This window comes from Virgibacillus proomii (genome assembly GCF_900162615.1).
Taxonomy (GTDB): Bacteria; Bacillota; Bacilli; order Bacillales; family Amphibacillaceae; genus Virgibacillus; species Virgibacillus proomii.
The window spans coordinates 106,570-124,206 of the sequence record NZ_FUFN01000009.1; the positions used below are offsets into that span (position 1 = coordinate 106,570).

Genomic DNA, 17,637 nt, shown 5'->3' on the forward strand with positions numbered 1-17,637 from the left:
CAAGAAAAACTTATTGTTTAAATTACTTTATGTTTTATTCTATCTTCTCTAGGGAATACCCATTATACAATGATTTCCAAAAAGGAGAGAGTTTCGTATGCGAACAAATGTAAAGCATTTTATAAATGGGGATTGGGTTGAGTCTACTGGCACGGACACCATTGACGTTATCAACCCCGCAACGGAAGAAGTAATTGGAAAAATAAGCTCTGGTACAGAAGAAGATTTAAATAAAGCTGTTGTTGCTGCTAAAGCTGTACTGCCATCATTTTCAGAAACAACGAAAGAAGAACGAATAGACATGCTTAAGGCAATTGCTTCAGAGTATGAAAAAAGAAAAGATGAATTGGTTGAAGTTATTACAGAAGAGCTTGGTTCGCCGGTAACTATGTCAGAAAAAGTCCACTATCAAATGGGATATAATCATTTCACACATGTTGCAAAAGCGCTAAAGTCATTTGTCTTTGAGGAAAACCGTGGTAATCACATCATTCGAAAAGAAACAATCGGTGTTAGTGGATTAATTACACCATGGAACTTTCCGACCAATCAAGTATCCACAAAAATAGCAAGTGCTATTGCCGCAGGCAGCCCTGTTGTTTTAAAACCTGCTTCAAGAACCCCTTTTGCAGCGATGATACTAGCTGAGGTCATTCAGAAGGCTGGTATACCAAAAGGAGCATTTAATTTAGTAAATGGAACCGGATCCATTATTGGTAATAGAATTAGTACGCATCCAGATATTGACTTTGTCTCTTTCACTGGTTCTGGGAAAGTGGGAGAAAAAATCATGAAAAATAGCGCAAAAACGATTAAGAAAGTTGCACTTGAACTTGGTGGAAAGTCACCACTCATCGTTCTAGACGATGCCGATGTGAATGAAGCAGCCAAAACAGCCATCTCCCATATTATGATGAATACAGGACAAGTTTGTTCGGCAGCAACTCGAGCCATTATTCCTGTAACCATGAAAAACGATTTTGAAGAGGCAATCAAACATACCCTTCCTTCATTTAAATATGGCGATCCGAAAAAAACCGATGTCAAAACCGGACCAGTCGTATCAAAAGAACAGTGGGAGACGGTTCAGTCTTATATTAAAAAGGGCATAGATGAAGGAGCAACCTTGCTTGTCGGTGGACTAGGGAAACCAAAAGGGATGGAAACAGGCTATTTTGTAAAACCTACTGTGTTTACGGATGTTTCCAATGATATGGTTATTGCACAAGAAGAAATCTTTGGTCCGGTACTGTCGATTATTGCCTATAATGATTTAGAAGAAGCATTAAACATTGCTAATGATACGGTTTACGGTCTTGCTGGATATGTAGTAGGTAAAAATAAAGACACACTATCCTATGTGGCAAATAAAATTAAAGCAGGACAAATTACTGTGAATAATGGTAAAATTGACTTCATGGCACCATTTGGCGGTTATAAACAATCTGGGATCGGCAGAGAATGGGGCGACTTTGGTATCGAAGAATTTTTAGAGATAAAAGCAATTTTGGGGATGTCCTCCTAACTATAAAGTGAAACTTCATTTCTTGGAGCTCTTCCCAAAAAATGTTAGTTGAACGAATCGGGGATTTAGGTGCCGTTTTCTTCCACTTAGACCCTTTTGTATCAACTCAGGTCTTGAAGTGGGAGTCTCACGGCTCCTTACATGTGGGATAACCCAAACTAAAACAGGGTTATTCCACCCTGTTTTAGTTTGCACTACCTATGTTATCAAATGGATTCCTTTGCATTTAATCCTCATCGTTTACATCCATATCTTCAGGGATAGGTTCACGCAAATAATCCTGTATCATTGCCCGGTACTTTTCCATTTGCTTTAAATGCGTATTAAACTGTTCGTTGTTAATGAGAAATTGCTCGCCATCATGAACAGCCCGTATCCGTCCTTGCAAGACTAATGCATGAATTTTCTTTTCATCAATAGATAGGAATTCTGCTGTTTCTGGTATCGTTAAGTACATTCTTCGTCATTCCTTTCCATCCCTTTTTAAATATAAAGTAAAACAATGACTAACATCGCAAATCTTTAAGAAACAGGAAGACTTACTACTAAAGCATTCTTATTCTGTTACGCACCTGGTTTCTCATCTATAACCAAGGCTACTTTCTTCATCAAAAAGCAGGAAGATGACAACCTTTTACATGCGAGTCATAACTCTTTAGTCCTTTAAGTATTACTTTTATTATACTAGGACATCCTGGTATTCTGGAGTTTTTTCCATTTTATTTTTAGCGTAAGAACAAATAGGTTTAATTTTTTTCCCTTCTGCTTTTGCTTGTTCTACAACTGCAGCTACTAATTTTCCAGCTATGCCCTTTCCGCGCAACTCATCAGCTACCTCCGTATGATCAATAACGATATTGCCATCATCCGATAGATAATACGTTATTTCTGCTATTGGATTTTTCTTATCGCCAACATAGAAATTCTTTTGACCTTTTTTTATCTCCACTTTTTACTGTACACCTCCTACTTCGCCTAAGACTTTATAAAGTGAAACTTTCAGTAGTGCTCTTTCTTGATGTAGAAAACCCCAGGCGTCTTAGAAACAAAAAATCGTTTTTTCCTTTTCTCCCGTATGATGTATTGCTTACCAAAGTTTATCTTGTTCTTTCGTTTCGAACAAATGTGCAATTATCCCCCCACTTAGACTTCTTCTTTTTTTCTATCACTCTTATAAGCAGGAGTCTTACTACACCTTAGATACGGGATAAACGTAATTTAAAATCCTTATTAGTTTGAATCATATGTTAACGTATCATACATACTTATAAGAATTTGAAGTAGTCACGAGTCTCTGATCGTTCTGCTTTAGCTTAAAAGGATATACAAAAAACATAATTGGAATTCTTCGCTGGTTGTGAGATTTCTATCATTTAAAATACATTCTTCTGTTCAAAATGTCTTGTCTCGAACATTGTCTTTTTCAAAACACACTTGAAATCTAAATAACTAATTCTTATACTTCTTAACATTTAAGCCTGCTTCAGCATGCTATATATCGCTTACTACTCCTGGTTCTAAAATGGAAAACGTCTTTGCTTTACAATTTATTTCGGCCATTGCACCATATGGCAAAATAAATTCCGGCTCTGTATGACCAAAGTTCAGATTATAAAGAACTGGTAAATGCTGCAAATGATATTCCTGTATAACGGTACGAATAACAGCTTTATATTCTTCATCATACTGCTCATACTGTGGTTTGGCAAAAAATCATTCCGTTTGCTGCTTGCAAGATTCCTTGTGTAGCATAATTTCTTAGCCAGCGTTTCACAAACTCAGGGGGTGGCTTTTCCTGTGATGTTTCAAAAAATAAAATACAGTTCTTCCAATAAAAACATCCCATAGACCTCATTTATCTATGGGATGTCGTAAAAACGCTATATTAGTTGCTTTCCAGTTTTTCCAAACGTTTCTCCATCACTTCTGTTTTTCGTAGCTGTTCAATCATCCGCTTAATTAACTGGATTTCTGCTTGCGCTGTCATAATGTGATCCTGCGCATGAATCATGAAAAAGCTTGGAACCGTGTCTTCATTTTGACTTTGAATCAGTTCGGTTTGATATTTATGCCCTTTAACGAATTCATCATGCGCTTCTTCGAGTTTCTTTTCTGCTTCGGTAAAATCATATTCTTCTGCGGCATCTAATGCTTCATATGCTGCACCGCGGGCATTGCCGCCGTGCAAGATAAGCTGCATCATAATTGCTTCATAGTCCATAAGTAAACACTCCTCTAGTTGACGCTTGTTTCAACTGCTTCCTCTTGTTCTTGTTGCACCAATTGTTTTTCATATTTTTTAAAGAAAGGATAGTAAATTAATGTCGCAATAACGACGTTCATAATTTGTACGAGACCTGCTAACCAGGAACCCCCTGTTGCAATAAATCCACCAAAGAAAATTGGTACAGTAAATGGTGGTTGAATAACGACGGGTGGTAAAATTCCGGTTGCAAATAAAATATAGTTAATGGTCACGATAACCGCCGGACCTAAAACAAACGGAATAATCAAGATTGGATTTAACACAATTGGCAATCCAAAAATAACCGGTTCATTAATATTAAACAACGACGGAATAATTGCCGTTTTTCCTACTTGCTTCAACTGAACAGATGCTGAAAACAACATAAATATAACAAGTCCAAGTGTTGCACCTGATCCACCAACATGAGTAAACATATGGAAGAACGGCTCTGTTACAATACCAGTTGCTTCTGTACCAGCTTTAACTGCATCCGCATTTTCTGCTAGTTGTGTCATCCAAAACGGATAGGCAACAGAAGAAACAACGTTCATCCCATGAATACCAATTGACCATAAAATTAACATCAATAAGATCATACCAAGTGCTGCCCAGTATGAATTAGACGCACTAACTAATGGACTGAATAAATCAAGCACTAATTGTGGCAGGGTTACTTCATAATTCGCCCATACAATCCAGGCAATGATCCAAACTAACGGTAAAATAACCATAAATGGAATAAGTGCTCTAAATGTTCTCATTACATATGGTGGTACACCGGCAGGCATTTCAAAGGTAAATCCTTTGTTAATTAAAAACCGCATCGCCTCCGTTGTTGCAATCCCTAAAATAATGGCAACAAATAATCCTTGTCCTCCAAGATAATTTAAAATATCACCGAATGGAACCTTGGTAATGTCTGTGACAGGAAATGCAGTCATGAAAAACGCCAGCATGGAAAGAATCCCAGCCATTACCGCATCCATTTCTTGGCGAATTGCCAGACTATAACCAACCCCAAAGGACACGGTTAATGCCATTAAACCAAAAGTTAAATTAAATGGAAATAATAATTCCGCTTGAATTGGTGTTACTGCATTTTCCCAAGCATTAATGATACCCCAGTCCAATGAAGTTGGCGGATTAGCAATAATAAGGAAAATAGCTCCTGTGATAATGACAGGTAGAGCGAAAATGACAAATGCATCACGAATTGCTTGCAAATATTTGTTTTGAGCAATTTTACCTAATGGCTCCATTAAGTGATTTTCCAACCATTCAATCATATTTAACGCCTCCTATTTATTCATTAATTTTAAAACTTGATCTAACACCTTATCCCCGTCCATCAAGGCAAATGCGCGTTGATCAACAAGTTCTACTGGGATTTGATATTGTTCTGCAGTTTTAGATACTTCCTTTTTCAAATGACGTACTTGCGGCTCTAGTAAAGCTACATTATAATTACTAGCTTTTTGTTTAAATTCACCAGTACCCCCAGCGTCTACGGTTATCGAGATCCCTCTTTTTTCAGCTGCTTCTTGTACTTTTTTTGCTAACTGACTTGAGGTAGCACCCCAGCTGCATAGAATAATTAATTTAATTTCTTGATTTGTTTCCATTTTAAAAACTCCCATCTATAAATAGTAATTGATTAGTGCTTTTTTGGTGTATTGCTTAAAATATCTTTGGCCATCTTGTCAATTCTTTTATAATGGCGCATAAGCCAATAAGAAAACCATGAGGCTAAACAAATAACAATTGAAAATGCAATCCCAAATCCTAAAATAAGCGTTGCTGAATCATGATGAGACCATATTGCATAAATTCCATAGCCTACCCAAATTAGTGAAAATCCAATTGCATAGATGGCTAAAAATTTTTTCACTGTTATCCTCCTTTCGTTTAAAATAAGTGACAAGGGTTAAACTTTTTTTATTATTGCCTTTTCACTTTTTTATATGCAAATTTCATGCCAACACAGATAAAAGCAATAAGGACAAGCTTTAATGAGGCAATTAAAAAATGTGTGCAGTTTAACTGCACACATTAACGAGATAGTTTCACTAATGCTTCCCTAATTGGCGGATGTAATTGAAAATAATACATTTTTTCTAGTTCAGAAAATAGCGGCTCCCAAATTTCTTTTTCCCGAGCCTGCATCGTAAACTGGCGGTCTAGTGGAATAGAAGAAAGCAACTGTTCCACATTATTCTTTAGCTTGGCACCTACTAAGCGGTCCATCAGGCTGCCGATATGCATCCACATCCCTAGCTTTCTATTCATATCCCATCCATAAAATTCGGCAATGATTGGCATTTTATCATTTAATACTTGAACTAGTGGTTTCGGATTAATATACGTTACTATTTCACCGAGTCCCTTCAAAACAAGTGGTAAAATTTCATTTCTTTTAATTTCTCCATCTTTTAATTTTGGCGTTTTTCGCGTCACTTCCAGTAGTTTTAGCATACGAGAAATCCCTTCTTCCTGTAGTAGTTCCCATGCAGGTAGATATGGGATTCCATCAATTGCTACCGGCACTGTACCGATAATTGCTACAATATCGTAATGATTTTTCAAATCCTCTAAGATTGTCGTATCCTTTGTCGTCGGATCAATTCGAACCGAACGAATCAGCACATCCTCGTCTATATCTGTTAGCTGGTTTTCAATCCATGTTTCCAATAATTGTGCTGCACCTTCCCCGGTAAAACAAACTGTAGTAATCATTCGTTTCTTTTCAATAGGAGAATATGTTGTTTCCTCTTTCACAAATACAGTCATCGCTTTTTTCGTATCATGATATATCTCCTCCAACGAAATGTTAGAATGAAGCGATTTTCTACCCGCTTCCAGTACCATTGGTAGATTTACACTTGATAATGTTTTTATCTCTACATCTAGGTCATGTTGAATCGCATCACCAATTGTAATGAGTGATCCAATATCAACCAATAAAAGCGCACCTTTAATATTTGTCATATTCCTGATCTTGTGCTTAACATGCTGATATATTTCTGTAGCTGACATGTGCAGGGGCATATCAATTGCTTGGATTACCTCATTTCCTAGTAATGTATTCGTAACTTCGGCCATGGAGGAAGCAGTTGCTGTTCCATGTGTAATCAAAATCACAGCTATCGTCTGTTCTTTCGTTGGCGCATTAGATTCATCAGCCGTTAAAAAATGTGCCATTAATTCAACTTCTTCCTCTGGCAGCTGTAAACCAATGGCGGACTCTAGGTATGCTGCCAGCTGTTGTGCAGCTTGTCGATATACGGCATTTGGATGAATAATAATAGGTAAATCTTTCTTTTCTTCATGTTCATGATCTCGATAATTCTGTAAATGCAAACCAATGACATATAATTGATTAACATCCAAGTGAAAAGCTAGATTATTTAAATGTTTGTTTGCCTCTCGTAAGGCATTGAACAAATCGTCATCGATTAATTGCTGCCATCCTTGTTGGGAAGGGGATGGTTGACGATACTTTTTGGCTAAGTCAGTAATATAGTTTCTAATCGTTTCATGAATGGTTTTATGATCATTTTGGTTTGCTATTTTTTGATAGATATTAGGTATCCCAATCGAAAGTTCAGGTATTTCTTCTTCAGCAGCTAACGTAGCAGAGACTTCTTGCTGTTTCATCGAATCCGAAGTAGCATAGGACGCAATATTATCTGGCAAGTCCGATGATTGGATAAGCACTTTTTCCTCATGTTGATTTAAATAACGTAAATATGCATGGGCACAAGCAATCTGAATATCGCCTTTTAATTGGCCAATATTTCCTGGACATGGGTAATTTAACAATGCCTCTCGACTATTATCAGTAATGGCCAAATTGGTATCCATTTTATTCGCTTCTTGCATGAGGAAATGATGAACAAGTTCTTCTCGCTCCGCACGTGTTCGTTCCCGCAACGAAGGAAGAGTAAGCTTGATGGAGAAGCGGCGTACAAGCGCTGGTAGCAAGGCTTTATGAGGATCTTCTGTAGTAGCCCCGATTAACGTGATATTTGCATAACGATCCTTCGTCGTTTCTCCTAATACACGATAGATTCCTTTGTCCATTAAATAAAATAACATTTCTTGACCAGATGGGGGCAAACGATGAATTTCATCAAGAAATAAAATTCCTCCATTTGCTTTTTCTACTAATCCAACCCGGTCTTCCATAGCACCTGTAAACGCGCCTTCCTTTATACCAAAAATTTGTCCAACTAATAATTCAGTATTTTGCGCATAATCTGCACAGTTAAATGAAACAAATGGTACTTCTTGCTGTTTATTTAATCGTTTTTGCGCTAATTTACATAACGTTTCTGCTAAATACGTTTTACCTGTGCCGGTTTCACCTGTAAGTAAAATCGGAATATTTCGGGACGGGTAAAGTAGTGCTGCCATCCCTTGTTCTAAAATAGGCTGCAAGCTTTTGCCAATTCCTTTCATACTACGAAAGTCAGCGTTTCCATTAAATAGTGAATTGACCTTGTATTTTACTGGTTTTCCTGGAATTTTTTCTGCTTTGTTTTCTTTAACAAGGGAGTTTAAGTAGCGACTGGCTGTAGAACGATCAATATGAAGCATCTCGCTAACTTCAGAGGCACTTAAGCTATCATTTTCCAATAAAAGATTCATAATATCATGTAATCGACTCATTCTCAAACCTCTTTTATAATATTTCTACTGCTCTTATTGTATCAGTTTGTAAGCGAATTTACATGCTTCTATTACTTTTATTATTGATTACCAATTTTTACTATTTAACCAATATTATTCGGGACGAAATTAAAAAATCATATTTTCGTTAGTCAATTTATGTCGTTTTATGAAATGTTTTGACTTTCTTTGTAGAATCTATTGCAATTTTATTTAGAAATGAGCATACTTATTTTTGTGTGTTTACGACATAACCTCTAAAAATTTTTATCATGTAGAAGGGAAGATTTTTATAATGAAAGTTATAGAACCAAAGTCTTCACACTTATCCGCAACCATTAACAGGAAAAAAAAAGAAATGGTTACCCTTGGATTGAAATATGGGTTAACTGACTGGCGAACTGTTAAATGTAGCCAACAGCTTGATACATTATTAAATTTACAAAATAACTTAAAGCCCGTATTTATCACTGGTTTTATAATCATATCTTTTATCTCTTAGTTGAATGAATTATCATTCAATTATGCGAAGCATTTTACATGATGAGGAACTCTGAAAGAGGCAGATACTCCCATACCATGATTGTTCCTACTTATTATCATTGCATATAAAGAATCATCTAATACGGGTTGTTCAAGAAGCCTCATCGCGCAAACGTAATCTGTTTCGATCATGGTAAATAACATACTAGATATACGGTACAAGAAGCTTTATTTACTTAATTTTTTTAAAAGCAAGTAAAAGGAGAATTCACTATTACCTTTCTAAATAATTATTTACAGGTACGGGTTCAAATAGGGGATAAAACAGACCAGTGTCAGCTAAAACCCCAACGCCGACACTATCACTTCCTATTCACCGAAGTTCAAGGTAGCGTAGTTTCGAGTCGCGCATTGTATACAGTCGGCAAGCCAATGAAGAAATTCGATGCGTCATTTTTATCAGACTTTTTAAACATCTTCTATAAGGCGGGAACCTCTTTTCATGCCAGATCATTTATACTACAATTGTACATGAAAAGAAGCAGTTATACCTGCCTTCTACTCTTTATTTTTCTCTCACAACATATACCTACTTTTAAAGCCTGACTATCATGAAACCTCTCTTGCTAAATTATTACACATTACAAATATTAATTTTCCTCGTGTCGAATCAACTTCTACACTGATTACTTTTTTCGTGCAAAAAAAGAGAACTACACTGCGAGAAAAACTCCCTCGCAGTATAGCCCAATCATTATCTATTCACCTAATACGGTTTTAGCAATGTTTTTATCAAGCGCTTCAAATTCATCATATGAAATCGTTTTATAAAGCTCTTTTCTTGTTTGCATATCCTTAACCCCAGCTTTTTGCGTTCCTTCTTCTTTAATTAATTTAAAAATACGCTCATACGCTTTGGCAGCGACCCGTAAAGAAGTTACTGGATAAATAACCATTTTAAAGCCCATGCTTTGAAATTCTTCGGCGGTAATATACGGCGTTTTTCCGAACTCTGTCATATTTGCTAATAATGGTACGGTTACTTTCTCAGCAACAAGCCGAAACTCTTCATCTGATTGCAATGCTTCCGGAAAAATAGCATCAGCTCCGGCATCGACATAGGCATTCGCTCGTTCGATAGCTGCATCTAAACCTTCATTTGCCCGTGCATCAGTTCTAGCAACAATCACCAACGACGGTGCTACTTTTTTAATTGCTTGGATTTTTTGCTTCATCTCTTCTGTCGTAACGAGCTGCTTACCATTTAAGTGACCACATTTTTTCGGCAGCTGCTGATCCTCAATTTGAACAGCTGCGACATTTGCTTCCAGCATCTCTTGTGCCGTTCGGGCTACATTTAAAACACCTCCAAAACCAGTATCAATGTCTACAAGTACAGGTAAATTGGTTGCCCGCACAAGATCTCTTGCTCGTTCTGCAACCTCGGTGGATGTAACGATTCCTAAATCTGGTAACCCCTTACTTGCCGTATAAGCTCCCCCTGATAAATAGAGAGCCGGAAAGCCAGTATTTTTGGCAACTAGTGCTGCCATTGCATCATGGGCACCAGGAATTTGCAAAATAGTTTCTTCTTCCATCAGCTTCCTGAATTGATCAGCTAATTGCTGCTGTGTTTTCGGTTGTTCAACAATCCATGCCATTCCTAAACGTCCTCCTTATTTACTTCACAAACAACTCCATAAAATCATCAACATTCATTGCTGTTAATTTAGCATAGTCATAACTTACTGCTTCGATTTCCTGCAATTGTTTACTTGCGTATTGTGTTTCTAAATTGGCTGCATATTTCTCTAAAATTTTCGGAATAGCTTCTTCTCTACGGAAACGGTGTCCTAATGGATATTCACGCTCAATATTATCGGTTGATGTACCATCTTTAAAATGAATTTGGACCGCATTTGCAATGGAGCGTTTATTTGGATCTAAGTAATCTTCCGTATACGTTTGGTTCTCTGTAACTACCATTTTTTCGCGAAGCATATCAATACGCGGATCGGCTGCTCTTTCATCCTCATAATCCTCAGCAACAATATCCCCTTTTAATAAGCCAATTGCCGTTATATATTGCAGACAATGATCCCGGTCGGCGGGGTTATATAATGGACCTTTTTTATCAATTATCCGAATAGCCGACTCATGGGTTGAAATCGTAATATGATCAATTTCTTCTATGCGTTCTTTTACTTCTGGGTGTAGTTCTATGGCTGCCTCCGCTGCCGTTTGTGCATGAAACTCAGCCGGATAGGATACTTTAAATAGCACATTTTCCATAACATAGCTGTCAAGCTGCTGCTTCAATACGAGTTCTTGTTTATTGAATAACACGTCTTGAAAGCCCCATCCTGGTGCACTTAAAGCTGTTGGATAGCCCATTTCCCCTTTTACAGCCATCATTGCCAAACGAACTGCACGACTGGTTGCATCCCCAGCAGCCCATGATTTACGAGATCCCGTATTTGGTGCATGCCGATACGTACGTAAACTGGAGTTATCAATCCATGCATTGGATAACGCATTGATGATTTCTTGTTTCGTTCCTCCCAACATTTTAGCAACGACCGCTGTTGTAGCAATTTTAACAAAAAGTACATGATCGAGTCCAACACGGTTTAAACTGTTTTCTAGAGCTAAAACTCCTTGAATTTCATGTGCTTTAATCATCATTTCCAATACATCTTTCACTTTTAGTGGCTCTTTACCTTTCGAAAGGTTTTCTTGACTAATAAAGTCAGCTACTGCCAAAATTCCTCCCAAGTTATCCGATGGGTGTCCCCACTCAGCTGCAAGCCACGTATCATTGTAATCTAACCAGCGGATCATGGTTCCAATATTAAATGCACCTTGAACTGGATCCAACACATGTGAAGTACCCGGTACTCTTACCCCTTTTGGTACAATCGTTCCCGGAACAATCGGCCCGAGATGCTTCGTGCACTCTGGGTAATTTAAGGCTAATATTCCACAACCAATGGTGTCAATTAATACGTAATGTGCAGTAGACAATGCTTCCTCACTTGTAATCTCTTTATTCAGTACGTAATCAGCAATCTCCTCTAACAATACATCTGTTTTTCTCTCATCCGTTACTTGTACCATATTGATTCTCCTTTTATAGGTTTAATAGCTTTCTCCAATATAATTAACTCGAGGGCGGAAAATACGATTATTATTATGCTGTTCCATGACATGAGCGGCTAAGCCTGCTGTGCGGGCACTGAAGAATATCGGCGTATACAATTCAATTGGAATTCCCAGCATCCAGTACACAGGTGCTGCATAGTAGTCTAGGTTAGGGTATAATCCTTTCTCTTCACGCATGACTTTTTCTCCGGCTTCACACATTTCTAACAGAGAATGATCTCCTTTTTTATCACATAACTGCTTTAAAGACGCTTTCATTTCTAATGCACGCGGATCCATTTTCTTCATATAAACTCGATGACCAAAACCCATTATTTTCTCTTTATTTATCAGTTTTTTCTGAATTAATTCCTCAAACTCACCAGCTGACTTTACTGCATTTAACATATACATAACTGCTTCGTTTGCACCACCATGGAGGTTTCCTTTCAATGAAGCTACTCCACCAGTCAATGCTCCATAAATGTCAGAGTTTGTTGAAGCAATTACTCTAGCTGTAAATGTCGAGTTTGGCATTTCATGCTCGCTATACAAAAGTAATGAGCGATCAAAAATTTTAGCTTCAAATGGCTCTGGCTTTTTCTCAGTAATCATGTATAGAAAGTTAGCACTGTATGAAAGACTAGGATCAGGCTCGACAGCTTTTTTACCTTTTATCAGCCGATAGCTATTTACCGTAATGGCCGGCAGCTTTCCTAGCAGTTCATAAGCCCGAGTTTTATTCGCTTCTGTAGATCGACTGTCGATATCTTTGTCATTTCCAGAAAGCGCTGACAATCCTGTGCGCATGCCATCCATTGGATGTGTTGTTTCCGGTAGCAAACTTAAAATCTCCATTACATAGAAAGGGATGTCGTAATTTTTCTTCAGTTTTTCTTCCAGCGCAGATTTTTCTGAGTCATTTGGCAATCTCTCATCTAACAATAAATGCGCAACATCGATATAATCATTGCTTTTGGACAGATCTATTAAATCATGACCCCGAATAATGATTTTTTCTTGTTCTGTATCAAGAAAAGATATGGCTGTCTCCGCTGCAATTACACCTTCCAAACCAGGAACAAACTGCTGTTTCGTACTCATATGCATCCTCCTTATATAATTCAATAATTTCTTTATTTTCTATATAACTATTATAAAATTGAAATGAAGATTAGGAAAATATATAATTTTAATTAATAGCCATAATTTTTTTCAATATCAGAAATCTGTTCAAGGGGGGTGTTATTCAATGAGAATACAAGATTGGGAGATGTTAACGACATTATATGACACCGAAAATATTACAAAAGCTGCACAACGGCTATTTATATCCCAGCCCACGATCACTTCCAGATTAAAAAAACTAGAAAATCACTATGGCGTGCAGCTCGTTATTCGCAAGCAACGGGGGATTATCTTTACACCCGAAGGCGAAAAGTTGGCACTTCATGCGGAAAAAATGTTATCTGAACAAAGAAAGATTGAAGAAGAACTACATAATATGGGGGAACAAGTATCGGGAACCATTCGCGTTGGTGTTTCCAACTTTTTTGCCTTAAATAAAATGCCGAAGTTGCTTCGTCTATTTAAACAGAGTTATCCCAATGTCGAGTTTCAAGTAGTTACAGGTTGGAGTAGTGAGATGCATCGATTAATTCTCAATCATGATGTGCATATTGGTTTTATCAAGGGTGATTATCTTTGGAATGAAAACAAGTATTTGCTTTATGAAGAAGAAATATGCGTTGCAGCTCCATGGGAATTTGCTTGGGAAGATCTTCCTAGCCTACCAAGGGTTGATTATCATACCGATGAAAAAATGAAAAGTATTGTTGAGCAATGGTGGTACAGTAATTATAAACAAAATCCGAATATAAAGATTCATGTAAACCAGGTAGAGACTTGTAAAGAAATGGTTGTTAATGGCTTAGGCTATGCTATTATGGCTAATCTTGTTGTCCGTCCTTATCCAGAGCTAATCACGAAACCACTCCACCTTCCATCTGGAAAACCAATAACAAGGAAAACATGGATGTATTATCATAAAGAAACGTTACAGTTAAACATTATTAGAGCATTTGTACAGTTTATTCAAACACTAAATGTGAAAGCGTTGTAACCCTGCTTGAATCAGACTAATGAATGCTTATTTTAAACACTAATTTAAAGCAAAGATTCGAACCCTCCCCTAGCTGGAAGCTGGACAACCCTTTCCTTTTATTCCATCATAATAGTAAAGGAGATAATAGGAGGAGTGATTCAAATTGAAAATGAATGTAAATGGCAATACGTTAAAATTACTAACAGGGGATATTACGAAACAAACCACAGACGCTATTGTCAATGCCGCTAATGGTACATTAATGGGAGGCGGAGGTGTTGATGGAGCTATTCATAAAGCAGCTGGTAGTGAATTGCTATCAGCCTGCAAACAAGTACGGCAGGAAGAACTGCATGGCGACTACTTAGGTACTGGAGAAGCAGTTATTACTCCCGGGTTTCGGTTGCCGGCAAGCTATGTAATCCATACAGTTGGACCAATATGGGATAAAAACCATATAAAGCAAGATGAACAATTATCCAATTGCTATAAAAATGCTTTAGAACTTGCCAACAAACATAACTTAACAAGTATTTCTTTCCCTTCCATTTCTACTGGTATTTACCGCTTTCCGATTGATAGAGCAGCAAAGATTGCGTTAACCACAATTAAAACTTATTTAGAACAACATAAATTTGGATATGTTGCCATGGTTTTATTTTCCAATAAAGATTATCAAACCTATGAACAAGCACTTAAAACGTTGCAAAATCGTCAATAGCTCTCTGCTGCACCTCCTTCTTTAAGGAGGTCAACTCTTTTCATTACACACTTATAACCTCTATTAAACCTAAGGTGATAACTTACTCCTTCATATCTTAGTTTATATTTTCCTTCAAAAATCGCATGACTATACCAAATCAACATTCTCATTGAAACTAGCTCCTTTCCCATTTTTACCCTTCTTTTACTATGTATAGGAAAATTTGGGATTGGCATGATAAGAAAGAAAAAACGAAATGAATGGAGAATTAAAATGAGTAATCATGAAAATCAACAGGTTGGCACATGGTGTATTATAAGCATTGCATCGATCCCGCTTGTCATGACATTAGGAAATTCCATGTTAATTCCCGTACTGCCTATTTTTGAAAGTAAGGTAGGGATTACTTCCTTCCAATCAAGCATGATTATTACAAGCTACTCGCTTGCCGCGATCTTTCTGATTCCGGTTGCTGGTTATTTGTCTGACCGATTTGGGAGAAAGATGGTTATCATGCCTAGTCTAATATTAGCCTTTATTGGTGGTCTAATAGCTGGGTTTGCTTCCTGGAAAGCGTCTGATCCCTTCGTTTGGATAATTATTGGACGGGTACTGCAAGGCATTGGTGCAGCAGGTGCGTTTCCAATTATTATTCCGTTAGTCGGTGATCTTTTTAAGGATGATGATACAAAGACTAGTGCCTGTTTAGGAATAGTTGAAACATCGAATACATTTGGGAAAGTATTAAGCCCGATCTTAGGAGCATTATTTGCTTCATTTCTATGGTATATTCCCTTTTTTTCAATTTCATTTTTTAGTTTAATCTCCATTGTGCTTATCTATTTTTTTATAAAAGTTCCCAAACAGGAAGAAGAGCCACTTCCATTTCGCCAGTTTTTCGAGAAAACAAAAGAGACATTTAAAATAGAAGGAAAATGGCTCTATATCGTTTTTCTAGTTGGCGTTCATTTAATGTTAATTTTATTTGGTGTTTTGTTTTTCCTGTCCGATATTTTTGAAAAGCAGCATGGACTATATGGAGTTACAAAGGGATTTGTTTTAGCCATTCCCCTATTTGGTCTTTGTGTTTCCTCTTATATAACAGGGAAAAAAATTAAAGGTGATTTAATAAAAATGAAGCGTGTCTTACTCTCAGGCTTAATTATCACCTCTGTAAGCATTACCTTTGTTGGCTTTTTTAGTGAACGTTTAATTCTTTTATTAATCGTTACATCTTGTTTAGGTATTGCTGTTGGCGCTATTTTGCCTACGTTAGATGCCATGATTACTCAAGGAATTGATAAGGAAGAACGTGGCACAGTAACGGCTTTTTACAGTGCTTCCAGGTTTATTGGTGTAGCTTTTGGACCGCCATTGATTTCTATTGTTATGAAAAACTATCTAAATATTAGCTATATTACCATGGGTGCCATTAGCTTGTTACTGTTGTATTTCGTGTGGAATTTTATTAATGCAGATGAACATGCGGTTGCAGAGAGTGGATAATTTCTGTGTGGTAAATGCGACTGTTCAACTTTAAAACCTAAAATAAGCTTTTTTTGCAGTAATATACGTTTCTCTCTCTCAACTGCGGAGATGAGCTAATTCGACTTTGCGCTTGTCTCTCTCAACTTCGGGGCGAACTGTTGTGACTTTGCGCTTGTCTCTCTCAACTTCGGGGCGAACTGTTGTGACTTTGCGATGGTCTCTCCCGACTTCGAGGGCGAACTGTTGCGAATTTACGATGGTCTCTCCTGACTTTGGGGCCAACTGTTGCGACTTAAGCAATGGTCTCCCGCCTTTGGGGCCAACTGTTGCGACTTAAGCAATGGTCTCCCGCCTTTGGGGCGAACTGTTGCGACTTAAGCAATGGTCTCCCGCCTTTGGGGCGAACTGTTGCAACTTTGCGATGGTCTCTTGATTTAGTCTTCAAGTCCTTCCCTCTTCTAATCGGGCAGGTAATGTCACGCTCTAGTTTACCACATAGTTATTTGAAATTTTCCGAAAGAAGTTAAATACGCTGGTCTTTTAAATTTTATACATAAAGTATGAGAAATGGAACACGCTATAAAAAAGTAAACAAGAGTTTAATGGTTATATAAATCAAATCATTTTCTTTAGTCTTTATTGTTTTACGGGATACCCATGTCAAAATTTATCGTTAGGAGCAGTAAAGTGACAGTTGAACAAGGATTGGAACTATCAGAAAAAGCAGCATTAAAATTAATGGAAGCTAACCAAATGCTAACAGATGCAGTCATTCATGCATTTCTCTTCACATGGCAATGGTGGTTAGGTATCATCTTATTTATACTTCCTTGGTTACTATGGATTTTATTTAGACCTAAAAAAAGTACAGGTCGACTACTTGGTAGTGCCTTTCTTACCATGACTCTATCATTGTTAATCGATCTTATTGCACAATCATATGGTTTTTGGTCGTATCCAATGAAATTTTCGCCAATATCACCAATATTGTTTCTCCCATATCATTTAGCACTAGTTCCAGTTGCTATAATGTTTGTCTTACAAATAAAGCCCCAGGCAAACCCCTTCTTAAAAGGAAGTATTTTTGCTGCTTTTGCAGCATTTGGGGGGATGAACTTGTTCAAAGCTATAGGTTTTTACAACCCTAAAAATTGGTCAACATTGTATGATTTTTTCATTTTTTTATTCCTATTCCTCTGTTCTTATTGGTTATTTAACATCAAAGGGTATGAAAAAATAAACCAAGGGGAGTAACTACAACCCTTGGTCCTTTATCA

Annotated in this window: 16 protein-coding genes and 1 pseudogene; 6 read left to right on the forward strand and 11 right to left on the reverse strand. The window is 37.3% G+C overall.

All coding sequences use genetic code 11. The annotated features are described in order from the left end of the window. Nucleotides 1-97: 97 nt before the first annotated feature. The gene (locus BN1066_RS03185; protein ID WP_077318069.1) at nt 98-1,525 is read left to right on the forward strand and encodes an aldehyde dehydrogenase family protein; all 1,428 of its coding nucleotides are present in this window, start codon (nt 98-100) and stop codon (nt 1,523-1,525) included. Between the two features lie 226 nt (nt 1,526-1,751). Here BN1066_RS03185 and BN1066_RS03190 read toward each other — a convergent pair whose 3' ends face one another. The 8 genes and pseudogenes from BN1066_RS03190 to BN1066_RS03225 form a co-directional block, all read right to left on the reverse strand. Beyond that, entirely contained in the window at nt 1,752-1,982 is a 231-nt protein-coding gene (locus tag BN1066_RS03190; protein ID WP_077318070.1) for an excisionase family DNA-binding protein, read from the reverse strand. 222 nt (nt 1,983-2,204) lie between these two features. After that, on the reverse strand, nt 2,205-2,474 hold the full coding sequence (locus BN1066_RS03195) for a GNAT family N-acetyltransferase (protein ID WP_077318071.1): 270 nt from the start codon (nt 2,472-2,474) through the stop codon (nt 2,205-2,207). Nucleotides 2,475-3,016: 542 nt separating this feature from the next. Next, nucleotides 3,017-3,359: pseudogene (locus BN1066_RS03200) on the reverse strand (LD-carboxypeptidase); the annotation flags it as partial. 51 nt (nt 3,360-3,410) lie between these two features. Beyond that, nucleotides 3,411-3,746 carry a PTS sugar transporter subunit IIA gene (locus BN1066_RS03205; RefSeq protein WP_077318072.1) on the reverse strand — a complete coding sequence of 112 codons (336 nt, stop codon included), beginning with the start codon at nt 3,744-3,746 and terminating at the stop codon, nt 3,411-3,413. A gap of 14 nt (nt 3,747-3,760) precedes the next feature. After that, entirely contained in the window at nt 3,761-5,059 is a 1,299-nt protein-coding gene (locus BN1066_RS03210) for a PTS sugar transporter subunit IIC (RefSeq protein ID WP_077318073.1), read from the reverse strand. A gap of 12 nt (nt 5,060-5,071) precedes the next feature. Beyond that, the gene (locus BN1066_RS03215; protein ID WP_077318074.1) at nt 5,072-5,395 is read right to left on the reverse strand and encodes a PTS sugar transporter subunit IIB; all 324 of its coding nucleotides are present in this window, start codon (nt 5,393-5,395) and stop codon (nt 5,072-5,074) included. A 32-nt stretch (nt 5,396-5,427) separates the two neighbouring features. Beyond that, nucleotides 5,428-5,661 carry a hypothetical protein gene (locus tag BN1066_RS03220; protein ID WP_077318075.1) on the reverse strand — a complete coding sequence of 78 codons (234 nt, stop codon included), beginning with the start codon at nt 5,659-5,661 and terminating at the stop codon, nt 5,428-5,430. Between the two features lie 161 nt (nt 5,662-5,822). Then, the gene (locus BN1066_RS03225; RefSeq protein WP_077318076.1) at nt 5,823-8,441 is read right to left on the reverse strand and encodes a sigma 54-interacting transcriptional regulator; all 2,619 of its coding nucleotides are present in this window, start codon (nt 8,439-8,441) and stop codon (nt 5,823-5,825) included. A gap of 295 nt (nt 8,442-8,736) precedes the next feature. Between BN1066_RS03225 and BN1066_RS03230 the strand changes: the two genes are divergently transcribed. Next, nucleotides 8,737-8,943, forward strand: coding sequence for an aspartyl-phosphate phosphatase Spo0E family protein (locus tag BN1066_RS03230; protein WP_077318077.1), 207 nt, complete (start codon nt 8,737-8,739; stop codon nt 8,941-8,943). Nucleotides 8,944-9,682: 739 nt separating this feature from the next. Here BN1066_RS03230 and prpB read toward each other — a convergent pair. The 3 genes from prpB to mmgD are packed head-to-tail and all read right to left on the reverse strand — an operon-like array spanning nt 9,683 to nt 13,169. Then, nucleotides 9,683-10,585 carry a methylisocitrate lyase gene (gene prpB, locus BN1066_RS03235; RefSeq protein WP_077318078.1) on the reverse strand — a complete coding sequence of 301 codons (903 nt, stop codon included), beginning with the start codon at nt 10,583-10,585 and terminating at the stop codon, nt 9,683-9,685. 19 nt (nt 10,586-10,604) lie between these two features. Beyond that, a complete protein-coding gene (locus BN1066_RS03240) occupies nt 10,605-12,041 on the reverse strand; it encodes a bifunctional 2-methylcitrate dehydratase/aconitate hydratase (RefSeq protein ID WP_077318079.1) in 1,437 nt (478 codons plus the stop codon). Nucleotides 12,042-12,062: 21 nt separating this feature from the next. Next, nucleotides 12,063-13,169 carry a citrate synthase gene (gene mmgD, locus BN1066_RS03245; RefSeq protein ID WP_077318080.1) on the reverse strand — a complete coding sequence of 369 codons (1,107 nt, stop codon included), beginning with the start codon at nt 13,167-13,169 and terminating at the stop codon, nt 12,063-12,065. Between the two features lie 148 nt (nt 13,170-13,317). Between mmgD and BN1066_RS03250 the strand changes: the two genes are divergently transcribed. The 4 genes from BN1066_RS03250 (at nt 13,318) to BN1066_RS03275 (ending at nt 17,614) form a co-directional block, all read left to right on the forward strand. Continuing rightward, nucleotides 13,318-14,187, forward strand: a complete 870-nt coding sequence (locus tag BN1066_RS03250; protein ID WP_077318081.1) for a LysR family transcriptional regulator — start codon at nt 13,318-13,320, stop codon at nt 14,185-14,187. Between the two features lie 151 nt (nt 14,188-14,338). Further along, a complete protein-coding gene (locus tag BN1066_RS03255; RefSeq protein WP_077318890.1) occupies nt 14,339-14,890 on the forward strand; it encodes an O-acetyl-ADP-ribose deacetylase in 552 nt (183 codons plus the stop codon). 255 nt (nt 14,891-15,145) lie between these two features. After that, nucleotides 15,146-16,378: an MFS transporter gene (locus tag BN1066_RS03265; protein WP_077318083.1), complete on the forward strand. Its 1,233-nt coding sequence runs from the start codon at nt 15,146-15,148 to the stop codon at nt 16,376-16,378. Nucleotides 16,379-17,047: 669 nt separating this feature from the next. Continuing rightward, nucleotides 17,048-17,614, forward strand: a complete 567-nt coding sequence (locus BN1066_RS03275; protein WP_143695724.1) for a CBO0543 family protein — start codon at nt 17,048-17,050, stop codon at nt 17,612-17,614. Nucleotides 17,615-17,637 lie beyond the last annotated feature (23 nt).